9 protein-coding genes are annotated in these 16,852 nt (G+C 40.4%); 5 read left to right on the top strand and 4 right to left on the bottom strand.

All coding sequences use genetic code 11. The annotated features are described in order from the left end of the window. From BCU94_RS13440 to BCU94_RS13425, 4 genes are all read right to left on the bottom strand, one after another. The gene (locus BCU94_RS13440) at positions 1–2,259 is read right to left on the bottom strand and encodes an EAL domain-containing protein (RefSeq protein ID WP_102476643.1); all 2,259 of its coding nucleotides are present in this window, start codon (positions 2,257–2,259) and stop codon (positions 1–3) included. Between the two features lie 249 nt (positions 2,260–2,508). Continuing rightward, entirely contained in the window at positions 2,509–3,726 is a 1,218-nt protein-coding gene (locus BCU94_RS13435; RefSeq protein WP_102476642.1) for an RsmB/NOP family class I SAM-dependent RNA methyltransferase, read from the bottom strand. 161 nt (positions 3,727–3,887) lie between these two features. Further along, on the bottom strand, positions 3,888–5,153 hold the full coding sequence (locus BCU94_RS13430; RefSeq protein WP_102437415.1) for a sugar MFS transporter: 1,266 nt from the start codon (positions 5,151–5,153) through the stop codon (positions 3,888–3,890). Between the two features lie 130 nt (positions 5,154–5,283). Then, entirely contained in the window at positions 5,284–6,912 is a 1,629-nt protein-coding gene (locus BCU94_RS13425; protein ID WP_102437374.1) for an alpha-glucosidase, read from the bottom strand. Between the two features lie 501 nt (positions 6,913–7,413). Here BCU94_RS13425 and BCU94_RS13420 point away from each other — a divergent pair. From BCU94_RS13420 to BCU94_RS13400, 5 genes are all read left to right on the top strand, one after another. Beyond that, entirely contained in the window at positions 7,414–10,137 is a 2,724-nt protein-coding gene (locus BCU94_RS13420; protein WP_102476641.1) for a TonB-dependent receptor, read from the top strand. An 82-nt stretch (positions 10,138–10,219) separates the two neighbouring features. Beyond that, entirely contained in the window at positions 10,220–11,707 is a 1,488-nt protein-coding gene (locus BCU94_RS13415) for a tryptophan halogenase family protein (RefSeq protein WP_102476640.1), read from the top strand. Between the two features lie 19 nt (positions 11,708–11,726). Continuing rightward, complete coding sequence (locus tag BCU94_RS13410; protein WP_102476639.1) at positions 11,727–13,625, top strand: glycoside hydrolase family 13 protein; 1,899 nt, start codon at positions 11,727–11,729, stop codon at positions 13,623–13,625. A 76-nt stretch (positions 13,626–13,701) separates the two neighbouring features. Then, positions 13,702–15,678, top strand: coding sequence for an alpha-amylase family glycosyl hydrolase (locus BCU94_RS13405; protein WP_102476638.1), 1,977 nt, complete (start codon positions 13,702–13,704; stop codon positions 15,676–15,678). A gap of 450 nt (positions 15,679–16,128) precedes the next feature. After that, a complete protein-coding gene (locus tag BCU94_RS13400; RefSeq protein WP_102476637.1) occupies positions 16,129–16,560 on the top strand; it encodes a hypothetical protein in 432 nt (143 codons plus the stop codon). Positions 16,561–16,852 lie beyond the last annotated feature (292 nt).

Raw genomic sequence — 16,852 nt, 5'->3', positions numbered from 1 at the left:
TTAACTCAGATAAGCTTGTTGCTCCAGTAAATCAGCAAATGCATTTTGTGGCATCGGTTTATGAAAATAATAACCTTGAATAGCATCTACTTGACTGAGTTGAACAAATTCTAGCTGTGCTTTAGTTTCGACCCCTTCAGCGGTAACTGACAAGTCTAGAGCATGACTCATGGTCGTAATCGCTTCAACTAATGCTTTATGCCGTGCACCCTGCTCAATCTTTTGGATAAAGCTTTTATCAATTTTGATTTGATCTACCGGGAAATTTGCTAAATAAGATAATGACGAATAGCCGGTGCCAAAGTCATCAACGGATATTTTGATACCCCAATTTCTTAATCGGCTTAGAAGTTGTTCAACATTCTCATGCTGCTCCATCAACACTGACTCTGTGATCTCTATGGTTAATAAATGAAATGGAAAGTTGTCTATCGACTTTTCTACAAGGTAATCTTCAAAAAAACTAATGAATTGTTGTTGTAAATCTGCAGTGATAAATTCACTGGTAGAGACATTAACTGACAAGCTAATCGTACGTCCTTGCTGCCAGTAGTTATAGATTAAATCTAGTGCTTGCTGCCTAATCCATTTGCCAATTGAGACAATGAGCCCTGATTGTTCAGCAATAGGTATAAATTCTTCTGGCGAAATAAACTCACCATTAAGCGGCCAACGAAGCAACACTTCAGCGCTATCAATATGAGTTGAATTAGCGGCTAAAATAGGCTGAAAATACAGTTCAAAAGCATCATGACTTAAGGCTTTGTTTAATTCCATGTTTAAAAAAGCGGTTCTTTCAGCATTTTTCTGCATGCTTTGATCAAAAAATTGATACCCATTACGGCCTTTAACCTTAGCATCATGCATTGCTTGGTTAGCGCAATTAATTAAAGCATCAACTTCGGTAGAATCTTCAGGATAACGCGCAATACCAATACTCATAGAAGCTTGGATAGTTTTACTATTAAGCCAAGAGACATTACTTACAATTTGATTGATTTGCTTGGCAAGCTCAATGAGCTCGTTTGCCGACACCTTACCTTGTAAAAACACGCCAAATTCATCACCTGCGGTTCTGGCAAAAGTGCACATTTCAGGAAACAACGGGGCTAACCTTTTTGCTACCTCAATTAATAATCGATCACCGCACTCATGACCTAAGCTGTCATTGATAAATTTAAAATTATCAATGTCCATCAATAATATTGAACAACCTATCCCGGTCTGTTTACTTCGCTCCTGCTGCCAAACATAGTCATAGATTTTCTCAACAAAGTAACGTCGATTAGCCAAACGGGTTAACGCATCATTATTGGCCTGAAAATGAATAAGCTTGCTGGCATCTTTGTGTTCACTGATATCAGCAATTAACCAAGAAAAACAATTTTGTTCACCATGGTAATCCCTAAATGAGGTTACCGTTACTTCAGCATCAAAGGTCTTGCCATTACGTTTGCGGCCTGTTAACTCACCTTGCCAAGTTTTACCGATAGCAAGGTTTTTCATTAAAGACGTGATATTTTCTTGCTGAGAATGTTCGAAAAAGCGCTTTGGTTCAAAGCTCTCTGAGTCAACAGTAATATCGCCACAGATACTTTTAAACTCAGGGTTAATAAACAAAATGGTATTGTTTTCGTTAACGATCAATAAGCCCATAGGCAGTTTACTGAATATTTTACTGGTGAGTGTTTGTAGGTGTAGTCCTTGGCTTCGTTCAATGGCAAGACTTGCCAATCGAGCGGCTTCTTGAATCAGTTCTAGATCCAATGCTGATGGTGACTTTTGGGTATCGTAATACATGGCAAAAGTGCCCAATACGTTGCCAGTAGAGTCGATAATGGGTTCTGACCAGCAAGCTTTTAGCCCTGCCTTTAACGGCAATTCTTTATAAGGTGCCCAATTCGGGTGAGTGGCGATATCTTCAACAATAACTCTTTCGCCGGTGGCTGCTGCAGCGCCGCATGAACCGACTATCGGCCCAATTTCAATGCCATTAATAGCTTGGTTATATTGTTCCGGTAAACTGGGGGCCGCTCCGGTTAACAACCTTTTCTTGTCATTGCTCATTAATAGCACTGACGCTCTGGTGCCAATCTTTTGCGCTTCGATTGATAAGACTAATGAATGGAGAATTTCTCGTAATGGGGAACCCGCTAAGAGCATGGTAAGAATTTGGCTATAACGGTCATTATTAGAAGCACATGTTGTTAACACATCATAGTTTGCTGATTGTGATGCAAAAGTTTGCCCGCTATCCATAAAATTCCTTTTGAGAATAAACCATCTGGCTTTATTACTTACCGTTAATGCAGATTATTCACTCTTAAGGTTAATTGCAACACTAAGCGAGTAACTATCTGTTTATTATGAATCTCTTCGACTAGTCACTAACATTTATCACTAAAGCAATGCTACATTTATTGGCTATATATCGCAGGCATAAAAAACAGTGAAGTTATCTAACTGCACTGTTTTTATTCGGTATGATTTTATTTTAAAACAATAAATTTACACTTCGCTTATGCGTTCCATTCTTGCTAAATAAAAACCATCAAAACCATGCTCAGCAACCAAGATTAATTCATCATCTAATAATGTAAAATGTGGGTTTGCAGCTAAAAAGGCATCAACTTGATTTCTGTTTTCATCAGGCATGATTGAACAGGTAGCGTAGACTAATATTCCGCCCACTTTTACCATTCGGCTATAGCTTTGCAAAATGTCTTTTTGTAGCTCAATTAATACCGGTAATCTTTCTGGCGTGTCACGCCATTTAGAATCTGGGTTACGTTTTAACACCCCTAAACCTGAACAAGGTACATCGAGTAGGACTCTGTCAGCAGTCAACTTCATCCGTTTAATGGTTTTGCTGCTAGCGATAATGCGGGTTTCAACATTATGCGCGCCTGCTCTTCTTGCTCTAATTTTGAGGTTATCAAGTTTCCATTGCTCAACATCCATAGCAAGTAAACGACCTTTACCTTGCATTTGTGCGGCAATGTGCAAAGTTTTACCACCAGCGCCGGCGCAAGCATCAACAACTCGCATACCTGGTTTTGCATCAACTGCAGCAGCAACGAGCTGCGAGCCGGCATCTTGTTGTTCAAAATAGCCTTGTTTAAAGGCTTCAGTTTTGAATAATGCAGAATCTGAACGTATCTCTAACGCACTTTCAACGCCTTCAACCTCTACAGTAGCGACCAACTCTTTAGTTAACCGTTGCTTTAATTCTTCACGGGTGCCTTTTAAGCTGTTAGCGCGAATATAGCGTTTTGGCGCTGTTGCTAAAGCCGCTCTTTCTGCTGGCCATTTTTCGCCTAGTTGCGCAGCACCTAACTCGTCAAGCCACTCTGGGCAGCCATCCCACAAAGCCGGTTGTGCTTTTGCAACCTCTAGACGCTCGGCAAACTGTGCGCTATCAACTTGTAATGCATATTCCATCTTTGGTAAATCAAGATCGTGGAATAAATGCCAGCCGTTTAATAATTTAGAACCGGTACGTTCAATATCTTCTACTTTGATATCAACCAAATAGCAGTAAAGGTTCAAACGACGCAAAATATCACCAGTAACGAGAGTAATTCTTGCTAGCTCCGCAGGTGGATATTGCATACCTGAAAAGTTATGTGAATAAGCGCGATCTAAAGGTTTTCCTTCAGTTAGCACCATAGTTAACACATTAATGACCAGTTCAGATGAACTGCCTGAGAGCGGGTAAGTTAGCATTGGGGGATCTCAACGAGTTATAGAAATAAGATAAAACAGAAAAAGCGCATGGATCATAGGAGTTAACCGCCTTTTAAGCAAGTATTGATTCCTATTTATTGGCGGCGAAATAACAAAAAGGCAGCCGTTAGGCTGCCTGATATAAAGCGTCAGCTTAAAGGTTACATTTTAGAGCCTTTCGCGCCGTAAAATATGATAAATGCATAACACACTACAGGAAGAATAAACGCCGGTTGTATGCCCATGGTATCAGCCATTACCCCTTGTAATAATGGGATGATTGCTCCACCAACAATCGCTAAACATAAAAAGCCACTGCCTTGCGAAGTATGTGGGCCTAAGTCTCTTAAAGCCAAACTAAAAATAGTTGGGAACATAATGGAGTTAAATAAGCCAACCGCTAAAATTGCCCACATGGCCACTTCACCACTGGTATTAATAGCAACTAATACTAAGGTCGCAGCCATTAAACCATTAAAGGCTAACATGGTGCCTGCAGGTATTTTTTGCATAAGCGCTGAACCAATAAAACGACCAATCATCGCCCCGCCCCAGTAATAGGTAATGTATTTTGCTGCATCAGCTTCTTGCAGCCCTACAATGTGCTCTTCACCTAAAAAGTTAACCAAAAAGCTGCCAATTGATACTTCAGCGCCAACATAAACAAAAATGCCCACCGCGCCCAATACTAAGTGAATGCTTTGCAACGCGCTGGTTTTACCTTTGTAAGTAACCTTACCATCTGTTTCAACTGCGGTATGAGATTGGATAATAGGCAACTTTAATTGTGAAAAAATCACAGCTAAAACTGCTAACGTGGCAGATAAAAATAGATATGGCATTTTTACCACGTCAGCTTCAGCTTGTGCATGGCTTAACTCACCGACGGCACCCGTTGCGACTGAAAGAATCAACACAGCGCCAAAATATGGGGCGACAGTGGTGCCTAATGCATTAAAGGCTTGGGTTAAGTTTAAACGACTTGAGGCTGTTTCTTCAGAGCCTAGTGCATTTACATAAGGATTAGCGGCTACTTGTAAAATGGTGATACCTGAAGCCAAAACAAACAATGCCCCTAAGAATAACGCGTAAGTTTCCAATGCTGCAGCAGGGTAAAATAAGGCACAACCGATACTAGCAATAACTAAACCGGACACAATGCCTTTTTGATAACCAATCTTTTTAACCAGACTGCCAGCAGGTAATGACACTAAGAAATAAGCGCCAAAAAAACAAAACTGAATCAGCATGGCTTCAGTGTAACTTAATGAAAATACCGCCTTTAGATGAGGGATTAGTATGTCATTAAGACAGGTAATGAATCCCCACATAAAAAATAGTGAGGTTAACGATACTAGTGCGAAACGGTAACTACCGTCGCCAGTACTGCTAACTGTTGTTGAACCCGTTGGAATAGCTGAAGCCATAATATGAACTCTCTTGTTATCGTTGTTATCACCAATTACTAGCATGTCTACTGGCAACTGAATCTTGTTATTAAAAACCTACAACACATATAAAAACAGCAACCGATTAAGCTGCTGTTTTATCGTTACATTATTTAATTAATGCGAAGAAACTTCCAAATGCGTTTAATGTTAGTTTAGCATCAGCTTGCAAAGATGCAGACTCAAGACCGTGATCATCTTTAACTGCAACAATGTCATATGCAGAGGCATCAAATGTATTGGCACTATTATCTAAGTTAAATACTACCAGCATTTTTTGAGTTTCAAAGGTACGTACAAATACCAAAAGGTTAGAATCCACATCAATAAAGCTAATATCACCCATCACCAATGCAGGATATTGCTTACGCCATTTTAAAAAGCGGCGATAAGCATGTAGATTGGATTGTGTATCTGCTTCTTGAACATCTGCAGCCATAGCTTTATGTGCAGCAGGAATAGGTAACCAAGGTTTACTGCTGTCAGAAAAACCCGCTTGTTGATGATCTTTCGACCACGGTATTGGGGTTCTGCAGCCATCACGGCCTTTAAACATTGGCCAGAAGGTAATCCCAAATGGATCTTGCAGCTCACTGAACTCAATAGGCGCTTCCGTTAAGCCTAATTCTTCACCTTGATAACTGCATACGCTGCCTCGCAGCGAAAACAACATCGCATTGAGCATTTTAACCATGGCGGGATTAGTTTCACCTTTGCCCCAGCGGGTCGCAACGCGTTGCACATCATGATTACCTATAGCCCAGCACGGCCAACCGTCACCAATACTGGCTTCCAGTTCTTCAACTGTTTGGCGAATATAAGCCGCGCTAAAATCATTGGTTAATAGCTCAAAACTATAGGCCATATGCAAACGATCATCGCCTTGGGTATATTCAGCCATGGTCGCTAAAGAATCTTCTGCTGACACTTCGCCTAAAGTCACGGCGCCTGGGTATTGATTAATAAGTGCGCGCAGCTCTTCAATAAAGCCGACAGTTTGTGGACGGGTATTATTGTAATAATGATATTGGTAGGCATAAGGGTTATCTTCACTAAAGCCACGACCTTGGCGTTGATCTTTGGGTTTAGCTGGATTATCACGCAGATGCTCATCGTGATAGCAAAAAGTAATCGCATCTAAGCGGAAACCATCAACGCCTTTTTTAAGCCAAAAATCGACATTTTCAAGCACTGCAGCGCGAACTTCAGGGTTATGGAAATTTAAATCAGGCTGACTTTTTAGGAAGTTATGCAAGTAATATTGCTGACGACGCGGCTCCCACTCCCAAGCACAACCACCAAAAATAGCTAACCAGTTATTAGGCGCGGTGCCATCTTCTTTAGGGTCGGCCCAAACATACCAATCAGATTTGTCGTTATCACGACTTAATTTACTTTGTTTAAACCAGGCATGCTCGTCAGATGTATGACTTAATACCTGATCGATGACTATTTTGATATTGAGCTTATGTGCCTTTTCAATCAGTTCGTCAAAGTCTTCCATTGTGCCGAACATAGGATCAACATCGAGATAATCACTGATGTCGTAACCAAAATCTTTCATTGGCGACTTAAAAAAGGGCGATATCCAGATTGCATCAACATTCAAACTAGCAATGTAATCAAGTTTGGTAATTATTCCTTGTAGATCACCGACTCCGTCGCCATTTGAATCCATTAAGCTTCGTGGATATACCTGATATATCACTCCGCCGCGCCACCATGATAACTGACTCATTACTCGCCCTCTGTAATAAAAGCATTAACCATATAGCTACCTCACCCATGGTTAACCCTATGTTGCGACCTAGTAACTGGTCGTCATTATTATTTAATTGCCTCGAGGATACGTGAATAGTGAAATCAGGTTCAATAGAGCTGCATACGTATGCAAAGAATTAATACGAATTTTAAAAATACAAACCAAGCACTTAAATGCTAATATTCAATAACTTAACCAATACATAAACTATCTTTTGAATGTTAAAAAAAAGTAATAAAGTGGCCATTTAAAGTCTACAAAAGCTTTGAATACGTATGCATAACGTTGTCGATGAAAGAATGCTAGGAGTAGTATCTTTACTGTTCCGCAACAAAGTGGAAATAAACCTCAGCGCTTATGCAGTCATTTAAGCAAGCTGAAGTAAAAATACTATAAAGACTGTAATTATAAATAATAGAAATCTAGCAGCTCGACCTTATAAAAAGGGCTGCTGGCCATTCAGAAGGGGAAAGATGGATGTCGCTATTTAAACCAAGCTTACTAACGTTAGCAATGGTAGCTGCCAGTACAAGTATGTACGGTTACGCTGCAGAAGCAGAAGATGTTGCAACTGCTGATGAATCAATTGAAGTATTAAAAGTCACTGGTATTCGTCGTAGTTTAAAAGAATCACAATCATTAAAAATGTCTTCATCTTCAATCGTTGAAGCTATTTCTGCAGAAGATATCGGTAAATTACCTGATGTCAGTATCGCAGAATCACTTGCACGTCTACCAGGTGTTTCGGCTCAGCGCCTTGATGGCCGCGCAAACGTCATTTCAATCCGTGGCATGGGGCCGGATTTCACTACCGCGACACTTAATGGCCGCGAACAAGCGTCTGTTAACGATAACCGTGGTGTTGAATTTGACCAATACCCTTCTGAATTATTAAATCGTGTTGTGGTATACAAAACACCTGATGCAACCGTTATGGCTCAAGCTATTGGTGGCACGGTTGATATGCAAACAATCAGCCCGCTAACCCATGGTGAACAAACATTCGCTATTGGTTTACGTGGTGAAATGAATGACCTTGGTGCGTTAAATAGCGGTTCTGATGATACCGGTTACCGTGGCAGTATTTCTTATATTGACCAATTTGCTGATGACACTATTGGTATTGCATTAGGTTATGCACGCATGATGTCGCCTAACCAAGAAGAGCGCTGGCAAGCATGGGGTTACCCAGAAAATGCTGCCGGCGACAGTGTATTAGGTGGTGCAAAACCTTTCGTTCGTTCATCAGAACTTGAGCGTGATGGTGTTTTAGCTGTATTTGAATATGCGCCAAATGATTTCTACCAAACAAAAGTTGACCTTTACTACTCTAAGTTTACTGATGACCAACGTTTACGTGGTATTGAAATCCCAGCTGCTTGGGGTGCTAACGGTGGTATCGAAGCAACTAACATTGAAAATGGTCTTGTTACTGAAGGCGTCATTCGTGGCGCTGAAGTAGTAGTACGTAACGATGTCAACAAACGTGATGCTGAATCGCTATCAGTTGGCTGGAATAACAAATTTCAAATCAATGATAACTGGAATGTTGAAGCTGACATCGGTCTATCTAAAGCCGAACGTACTGATATTGGTATGGAAAGCTACAGTGGTACCGGTCGTGGCACAGGCGTTGGCGCAGTTGATGATTTAGGCTTTGCTTACAATGGTGATGGTAGCTACAACTTTACTCACGGTTTGGATTACTCTGATCCAAATGTCATCAAGCTAGGCGATCCGCTTGGTTGGGGTAGCCCACTGGGAGCGAATACTCAAGACGGCTTCATTAACAAACCAGAAATTGAAGATGAATTACAGTCTTTCCGTTTAGCTGCTGAATATATTTTTGATGACAGTGCGATTCGCAGTGTGAAATTTGGTGTGAATTACACTGAGCGTGAAAAATCAAAATTAGATAAAGGCTACTTCCTAACCCTTAAAGGTTATGATGGCACCGATCCAAACTATGTTATGACGGTCCCTGATAAATACCTATTAAGATCAACTTCACTAGACTTTTTTGGTATGGGTGACGTATTAAGCTATGACTCATTAGCTTTTTACAATGACGGTAACTACATTGAAACAGACGTAGCCGATGTTGATGCTAGCCGTGCAGTTAACTCATGGGATGTCAGTGAAGAAGTCACTACTGCATTTGTAATGGCTACTATTGATACTGATGTTTACGATATACCTTTTACAGGTAACTTCGGTGTTCAAGCGGTTCAAACAGACCAAAGCTCTAATGGTACTGCGTCTACGTTAGAAAATGGCGAACTGGTTACTAACGCCAACTACGACAGCGCATCTTATACTGAATGGTTACCTAGCTTTAACTTAGGTTTTGAAGTTGCTGAAGGCCAAATGTTGCGCGTATCTGCAGCTCGTACCTTGACCCGCGCTCGTATGGACCAAATGAACTCCAACATTGGTTATAGCTATGAAGCTAATCCAACTGACGGCGTTAACTGGTCAGGTAATGCGGGTAATACTCAGTTGCGCCCATGGTTAGCACGCCAGTACGATATCAGTTACGAAAACTACTTCAGTGATCAAGGCTACTTTGCATTAGCGGTATTCTATAAAGACTTAGAAAACTACACTTATAAGCAAACAGCATTTATTGACTTTACCGACATTGTTCCACCTCAAAACCCAGGTGATAACCCTGTAGGTCGATTTGAGCAATGGCAAAATGGTCAAGGCGGTTATGTTCAAGGTATTGAAGCGTCATTCTCTATGGACTTTGGTATGTGGGCTGATGCGCTAGAAGGCTTTGGTACGGTATTAAGTGGTTCTTACAACGACAGTGAAGTTAAAGAAACGGCTGATAGCGAGCCAACAACTTTACCTGGTCTTTCAGAGAAAACCTTCAATGCGACGGTTTACTATGAAAACTCAGGCTTTGAAGCACGTGTTAGCTCACGCTACCGTAGTGACTTCTTAGGTGAAGTAACCGCAATCAGCTTAACCCGTCAAAATGTTAATGTTAAAGCTGAAACCGTAGTAGATGCGCAAATTGGTTATGACTTCTCTGAAAGTGGTATTGATGCCCTATATGGTCTATCAGTGCTATTCCAAGTGAATAACTTAACTAACGAGCCATTCACGTCATACACGGGTGAAGATGCTCGTCATGTACGTGATTACCAAAATTACGGCCGTAACTTCATGCTAGGTGCGAACTACAAGTTCTAATCTTAGTGTAGAAATAAAGCCTCTGTAACCTGTTACAGGGGCTTTTTTACTTTAAAAACAATAAAAATATAAGGCGATTACCATGAATAATAACAAGATCAAAAACATTGTAATTGTTGGTGGCGGCACTTCGGGCTGGATGACTGCTGCCATGCTGGCAAGGTTATTCAAACACCAGCTTAATATCACTTTGGTTGAATCAGAAGATATCGGCACCATTGGTGTCGGTGAAGCGACTATTCCGCCACTGCAAATATTTAATAATGTTTTAGGCATTAAAGAGTCAGACTTTATTAAGCAAACCCAAGCCACTTTTAAGCTGGGCATTGAGTTTGAAAATTGGGGCAACCAGCAACAAAGCTACATGCATGCTTTTGGCAATATCGGTAAAGATATTGGCTTTACTCAGTTTCATCATTATTGGAAAAAATCTAACCCAACCGATGTCAATCAATTCTGGGATTACTCATTAAATTACCAAGCAGCTAAAAATAATAAATTCTCCATAATGGACCAGGTACAAGGTTCGCCCTTAGCTGGTATCACCCACGCTTATCACTTTGATGCCAGCCTCTACGCTAAGCTATTACGTAACTACAGTGAAAAGCTGTCAGTTAAGCGTATCGAAGGCTTAATCACCTCCACAACCCTTGCCAATGACGGCAGCATTGAATCCGTGTCATTAAAAGATGGCCAGATAATTAGCGCTGAATTTTTTATCGATTGCTCAGGCTTTGCTGCATTATTAATTGAAAAGCAATTAGATGTGGGTTATGAAAACTGGCAGCATTGGCTGCCCTGTGACAGTGCTTATGCCGTACCTTGTGAACGAACTGAAGCATTAACCCCCTATACTCGCTCTATCGCCCATGATGCAGGTTGGCAGTGGCGTATTCCGTTGCAACACCGTACTGGTAATGGCTTAGTTTATTGCAGTCAATATTTATCTGATGAGCAAGCCAAAGCGTTATTGCTTGAAAACCTCGATGGAAAACCGCTGGCAGAGCCCAGAAAAATCAATTTTAAAACCGGACGCCGTGAAAAGCAGTGGCATAAAAACTGTGTTGCCATTGGTTTATCAAGCGGCTTTTTAGAGCCACTTGAGTCCACCAGCTTACATTTAGTTCAATCAGCCATCATACGTCTGTCTAAGCTGTTCCCCCACAATGGCGTTCAGCAAGCTAATGTTGATGAGTTTAACCGCCAATCAAAACTTGAGTTTGAACAAATTCGTGACTTCATTATTTTGCACTATCACCTGAATCAAAAAGACTCACACCATGATTTATGGCAGCAATGCCGTGATATGGCGATACCTGACAGCCTTAAACAAAAAATTGAACTATTTAAAGCCACTGGCACTGTCAGTCGCTACCAAGATGAATTGTTTACAGAAGCTGCTTGGATACAGGTAATGCTCGGCCAAGGCATTATGCCTAATGACTATAACCCGTTAGCTAATAGTGTAAGTGATGCTGACTTACATGATTATCTGGGCAATATTAAGCAAATCATCAATAGGGCTGTTGCTGCTATGCCGTCTCATCAACAATTTATTGATAAATTGTAATTTCATCAAAGGTAAACTTATGACTATTAGAAAACTTGCTCCGCTAGCCTTGATGGTTAATGTATTAATGACTAGCGCTGCTGCTACTGCTGAAATCAATAATGTCACCGTTGAACCACAATCTTGGTGGGCTGATATGCAAAACAGTCAATTGCAGTTATTAGTCTATGGCGAAGGTATTAGCGCCTATGAGGTCAAACTTGTTGAATCTGCCAATGTGGCACTTAAAGCGGTTCATCAGTCAGCAAGTAACAATCATCTTTTTATCGATTTAGACTTAAAGGATGCAAAGCCGCAAACCATTAAAATAGGTTTGTTTGATAACAATCAGCTAGTTCAAACCCTTGAATACCCTATTCAGGCCCGAGCGGCAGATTCACGCCAGCGTGAAGGGTTTTCTAACAAAGATGTTATTTACCTCATCACTCCTGATCGTTTTGTAAATGGTAATCCTGACAACGATAATCACCCAGACATGTTAGAAACAGCCAATCGTGACGATAAAGATGGCCGACATGGTGGTGATATTCTCGGTATTCGTCAGTCACTACCCTACTTCAAAGATCTAGGTATCACACAGTTATGGATAAACCCGCTGCTTGAAAATAACCAAGCCCAGTATTCCTACCATGGTTACTCCACCACTAATTTTTATAAAATTGACCCACGTTTTGGTAGCAACGAAGAATACAAATCCTTAGTAGAAGAAGCGAAGCAGTTTGGTATTGGTATTATTAAAGATGTGATTGTTAACCATATGGGTTCGGGGCATCGCTGGATGGCTGATTTTCCAACTTCAACTTGGATAAATGGCCAACAAAAATGGCAACAAAACCCTCAAGACATCATGTATACCAGCCATCGCAGAACCACAGTTCAAGATCCATACGCTATGCCATCTGATACTGCAGAATTCGAAAATGGCTGGTTTACTGACACCATGCCTGACATGAATCAAGGTGATCAGTTTATGGCAAAATACTTAATTCAAAACAGTATTTGGTGGATTGAATATGCCGGCCTCAGTGGTATTCGCGAAGACACCTACTCTTATGCAGATAAAGGCTTTTTAACCACTTGGTCAAAAGCCATTATGGATGAGTATCCCAACTTTAATATTGTTGGTGAGGAATGGAGCGATAACCCCATTACAGTAAGCTACTGGCAGGCGGGTAAACACAATGCTGATGGCTATGTCTCACATACCCCGAGCATGATGGACTTTCCACTTTATGAGGTGCTCATTAAAAGCTTAACTGATGAAGAAAGTTGGGGTAGCGGACTTATTAATCTATATGAAACGCTCGCCAATGATGTGGTTTATGCCAAGCCTACTGATTTAGTTTTATTTGAAGGTAACCATGACACTAACCGTTTATACAGTCTGATGAACAATGACCTAGCCCTGTATAAAATGGCCATGGCCTATGTGTTAACCAGTAACCGCATTCCGCAAATTTTCTACGGTACCGAAGTTTTGATGCAAAGTCCGACAAAAGATCGTAATGACGGTTTAGTTCGCAGTGACTTACCCGGCGGATTTGCTGAAGATAAACTCAGTGTATTCAAGCCATCGTCTTTGTCCGCCCAACAACAAGATGCGCTTGCCTTTAATCGCGCGCTTTTAAACTATCGTAAAAACTCATTAGCGATACAACAAGGCAGCCTTAAACACTTTGCTCCTAAAGAGGGTGTTTACCTGCAAGCCCGTGAATATAATCAAGCAGGCAACAAAGAGAGTTTATTGATTATTTACAATAAAAATCAGCAAGAATACCAGCTTGATTTAAGCCGTTTCGCACCAGTGATTAAACAACATACTGTGGCTAAAGATATCATCACACAACAAACGTATTCATTAACTAAGCCGCTCACATTAAAAGAAAAAGGTGTCATTATTCTTAAGTTAATCAAATAACGGTTAAACTCTAGATCATAACTAAAGCTTGTTAATCTCCTTTAGTTAAATAATATAAATCTGCCACGAGAAGCATATGTATTTACAAAAATTCAGCGTAAGTTTACCGATAAAATTGGGCCTGGTATTAACGGGAGTCAGTATGGTTATTGCTGGTTGCGCCACAGATAAAGCCAGTATTAATGAGACGGTTAAACAGAGCGGTACTGAGCAGCTAAGTGCTGCTGCACAACCTTTAACCGGTAAGCCGGTGGTTTATCAGGTTTTTACCCGTCTTTATGGTAATACCAACACTACCAATAAGCCTTGGGGCACTATACAAGACAACGGTGTCGGCAAGTTTAGTGACTTTACCGATATTGCCCTGCAAGACATTAAGTCATTAGGGACAACCCATGTCTGGTATACCGGCGTACCCCATCACGCATTGATCAATAATTACACTGACATAGGGATCAGTAATGACGACCCAGATGTGGTAAAGGGCCGCGCTGGCTCACCTTATGCGGTAAAAGATTACTATAACGTTAACCCTGACTTAGCTAATGACCCGGCTAACAGATTAGCTGAATTTGAAGCGCTTATATCACGTACTCATCAAAACGGCATGCAGGTGATTATCGATATCGTGCCTAACCATGTGGCTCGCCAATATCAATCTGCCCCACAAAATTCGCCGCTTCCAGCTAATCGCAACTTTGGTGAGCAAGACAATACCGCTGTTGAATACGATAAAAACAATAACTTCTATTATATTGTCGGTGAGAGTTTCTCTGTTCCCGATGCCAAAGATAACTATCAGCCCTTAGGCGGTGAGTCTCATCCCCTCGCTGACGGTCAGTTTATTGAAACACCAGCTAAATGGACCGGTAATGGCTCACGTTTAGCCAAGCCAGACGCCAACGATTGGTATGAAACCGTTAAGGTTAACTATGGCGTTAAGCCTGATGGCAGCTACGACTTCCCTACTCTGCCAAGTGAATATGCCCAGATGTCTTCTGCGCAGCATTACCAATTTTGGCAGACTCAACCACTGAGCGATATCCCTGATTCTTGGGTTAAATTTAAACACATCACCGAATTCTGGCTAGCAAAAGGCGTTGATGGCTTCAGGTACGATATGGCCGAAATGGTGCCAGTTGAATTTTGGAGTTATCTCAACAGTAATATCAAACACCTAAACCCCAATGCTTTTTTACTTGCTGAAGTCTATAACCCAAGTCTTTACCGTGATTATATTCATTTAGGAAAGATGGATTATCTGTACGATAAAGTCGATTTATACGACACATTAAAAGACATTATCCATGGTAAAAAGTCGACGGCTGAGATTGCAGCCGATCAAGCAAAAATTGCAGATATTGAGCAGCACATGCTCAACTTTTTAGAAAATCATGATGAGCAGCGAATTAATACTGGCGACTTTGCTGGCAGCGCCGAAGCCGCCTTGCCTGCGATGGTGGTGTCTACCACCATAAGTCGCTCACCGACCTTGCTTTATTTCGGTCAAGATGTCGGTGAAAAAGCCGAGCAAGATGCCGGTTTTGGCCAAGCCAGCCGTACCAGTATTTTTGATTACGTTGGCGTACCGGCCCATCAACGTTGGATGAATAACGGCAAATTTGATGGCGGTCAATCAACGGATGCTGAAAAAGCACTGCGCAAATATTATCAAACCTTGGTTAACTTAAGTCACACGGCGCCAGCCCTGCAAGGTGAGTACTTCGAGCTTGATACTATTAACCGTTCCGCTAGCCAAAAAACCAATCAACAAGGCTATAACGATAACACCTTTGCTTTTAGCCGTTATAACGACGAGCAGTTTATGCTGGTAGTCAGTAATTTTAGCGACAGCCAAGCTACGAGTATCAACTTACACCTACCTCGAGCATTAATCACTAAAGCCCAAATCAAGGATGGTAGCTATCAATTAGATGACTTGCTCACCATTGGTGCTAACGAAAATCATCCTATGAATGTGGTAAAGCAACAAGCTAGCATAGCGATTAATCTGCAACCACTAGAATCTCAAGTGTTAGTTATTAACTGGTAATCAACACCTGCTCGGAAGAGCCGAGCTCATTGTAACGGTCAAATAAAAGAAACCTGCAATAAAAAGACTTATTGCAGGTTTTTAGGCTAGTTACTCAAATAGTCAGTTAAAAGCAATTCTTACCATGGATAAACGTCATTTAAATTAAGGTGTTTTGTTATAGATAATGGTAACCCTAGTACTTAAATCGTTTCGAATAATTATAAACAACAAAAAACTAAAATACTTAATCGAGAATATTATACATAACCAGCATATCTTTAACTTATCAAAAGCTAATTGATGCTTTACCCATTTTAGCTTATGCCCCACCATCATTTCAGGTTATAATATTTATTAAAGGTTCAATTAAACTTTCAAGCTATATAATCTAAACTATGTAGCCCTTTTATGAATTTAGTTGAACACATCCACAATAGGATTTAAATTTTATAACTAAAAGGCCTGATAATGTTTTTGATGAACTTTAAAGATAGGTGGCGAGCAACAGAACTCAGTCGCGCAATAGAAGTTACACTTAAATCACAGCCAGTTTGGTTGCAATCATCCAATTCAGCTAAGTCAATTGAGTCAATCTGCAATAAATTATCAGTCATGGTCATACATGACTATAGAAGACTTGATGTGATCCCTAAACAACTGACTGAAAAAGATTTATTAACAGTATTCTTCAATGGGTTTAGTATACTGATTAATAAAAACTTAACTGGTGAAACTTTGGTTACAGAGGAATCCGCCATCATAGATCTTGCAAGAGATTTTGCAGTCCATGTTGATTTAGCCCATGACCAACAGTTAATAAACCATGCCGAAGCAGTTATTCAATTATCACATAACTTGACTAAAAAAATACGGCATACAAACCAAAATATTCACAATTAATTTATTTATTAACTTAATATTCACCTTGAGGTTTAATTGATAAATGTTTTGATACAGTCTTAAAAACATCAATTAATTTAAATCATAAAAACAAACGAATGTCTTTTTATTTAATTGAACTCAAAACAAAACAAAACCTTAGACTTATACAGCGTCATCAATCGAAATTAACAATGAACACAACTTGAATATACTTTAAAACTTTACAACAAAACATAAAGTCATCTTTATAAAAACCATCTTAAGTCTTAAGCTACAATTATTGCAATGTAATTTCATTTATTACAAATAA

Origin of the sequence: Shewanella sp. 10N.286.52.C2 (assembly GCF_002874545.1) — a bacterium.
GTDB lineage: Bacteria > Pseudomonadota > Gammaproteobacteria > Enterobacterales > Shewanellaceae > Shewanella.
Note: the sequence above shows the minus strand (reverse complement) of the source record. Positions and strands in the feature narration are given on the sequence as shown.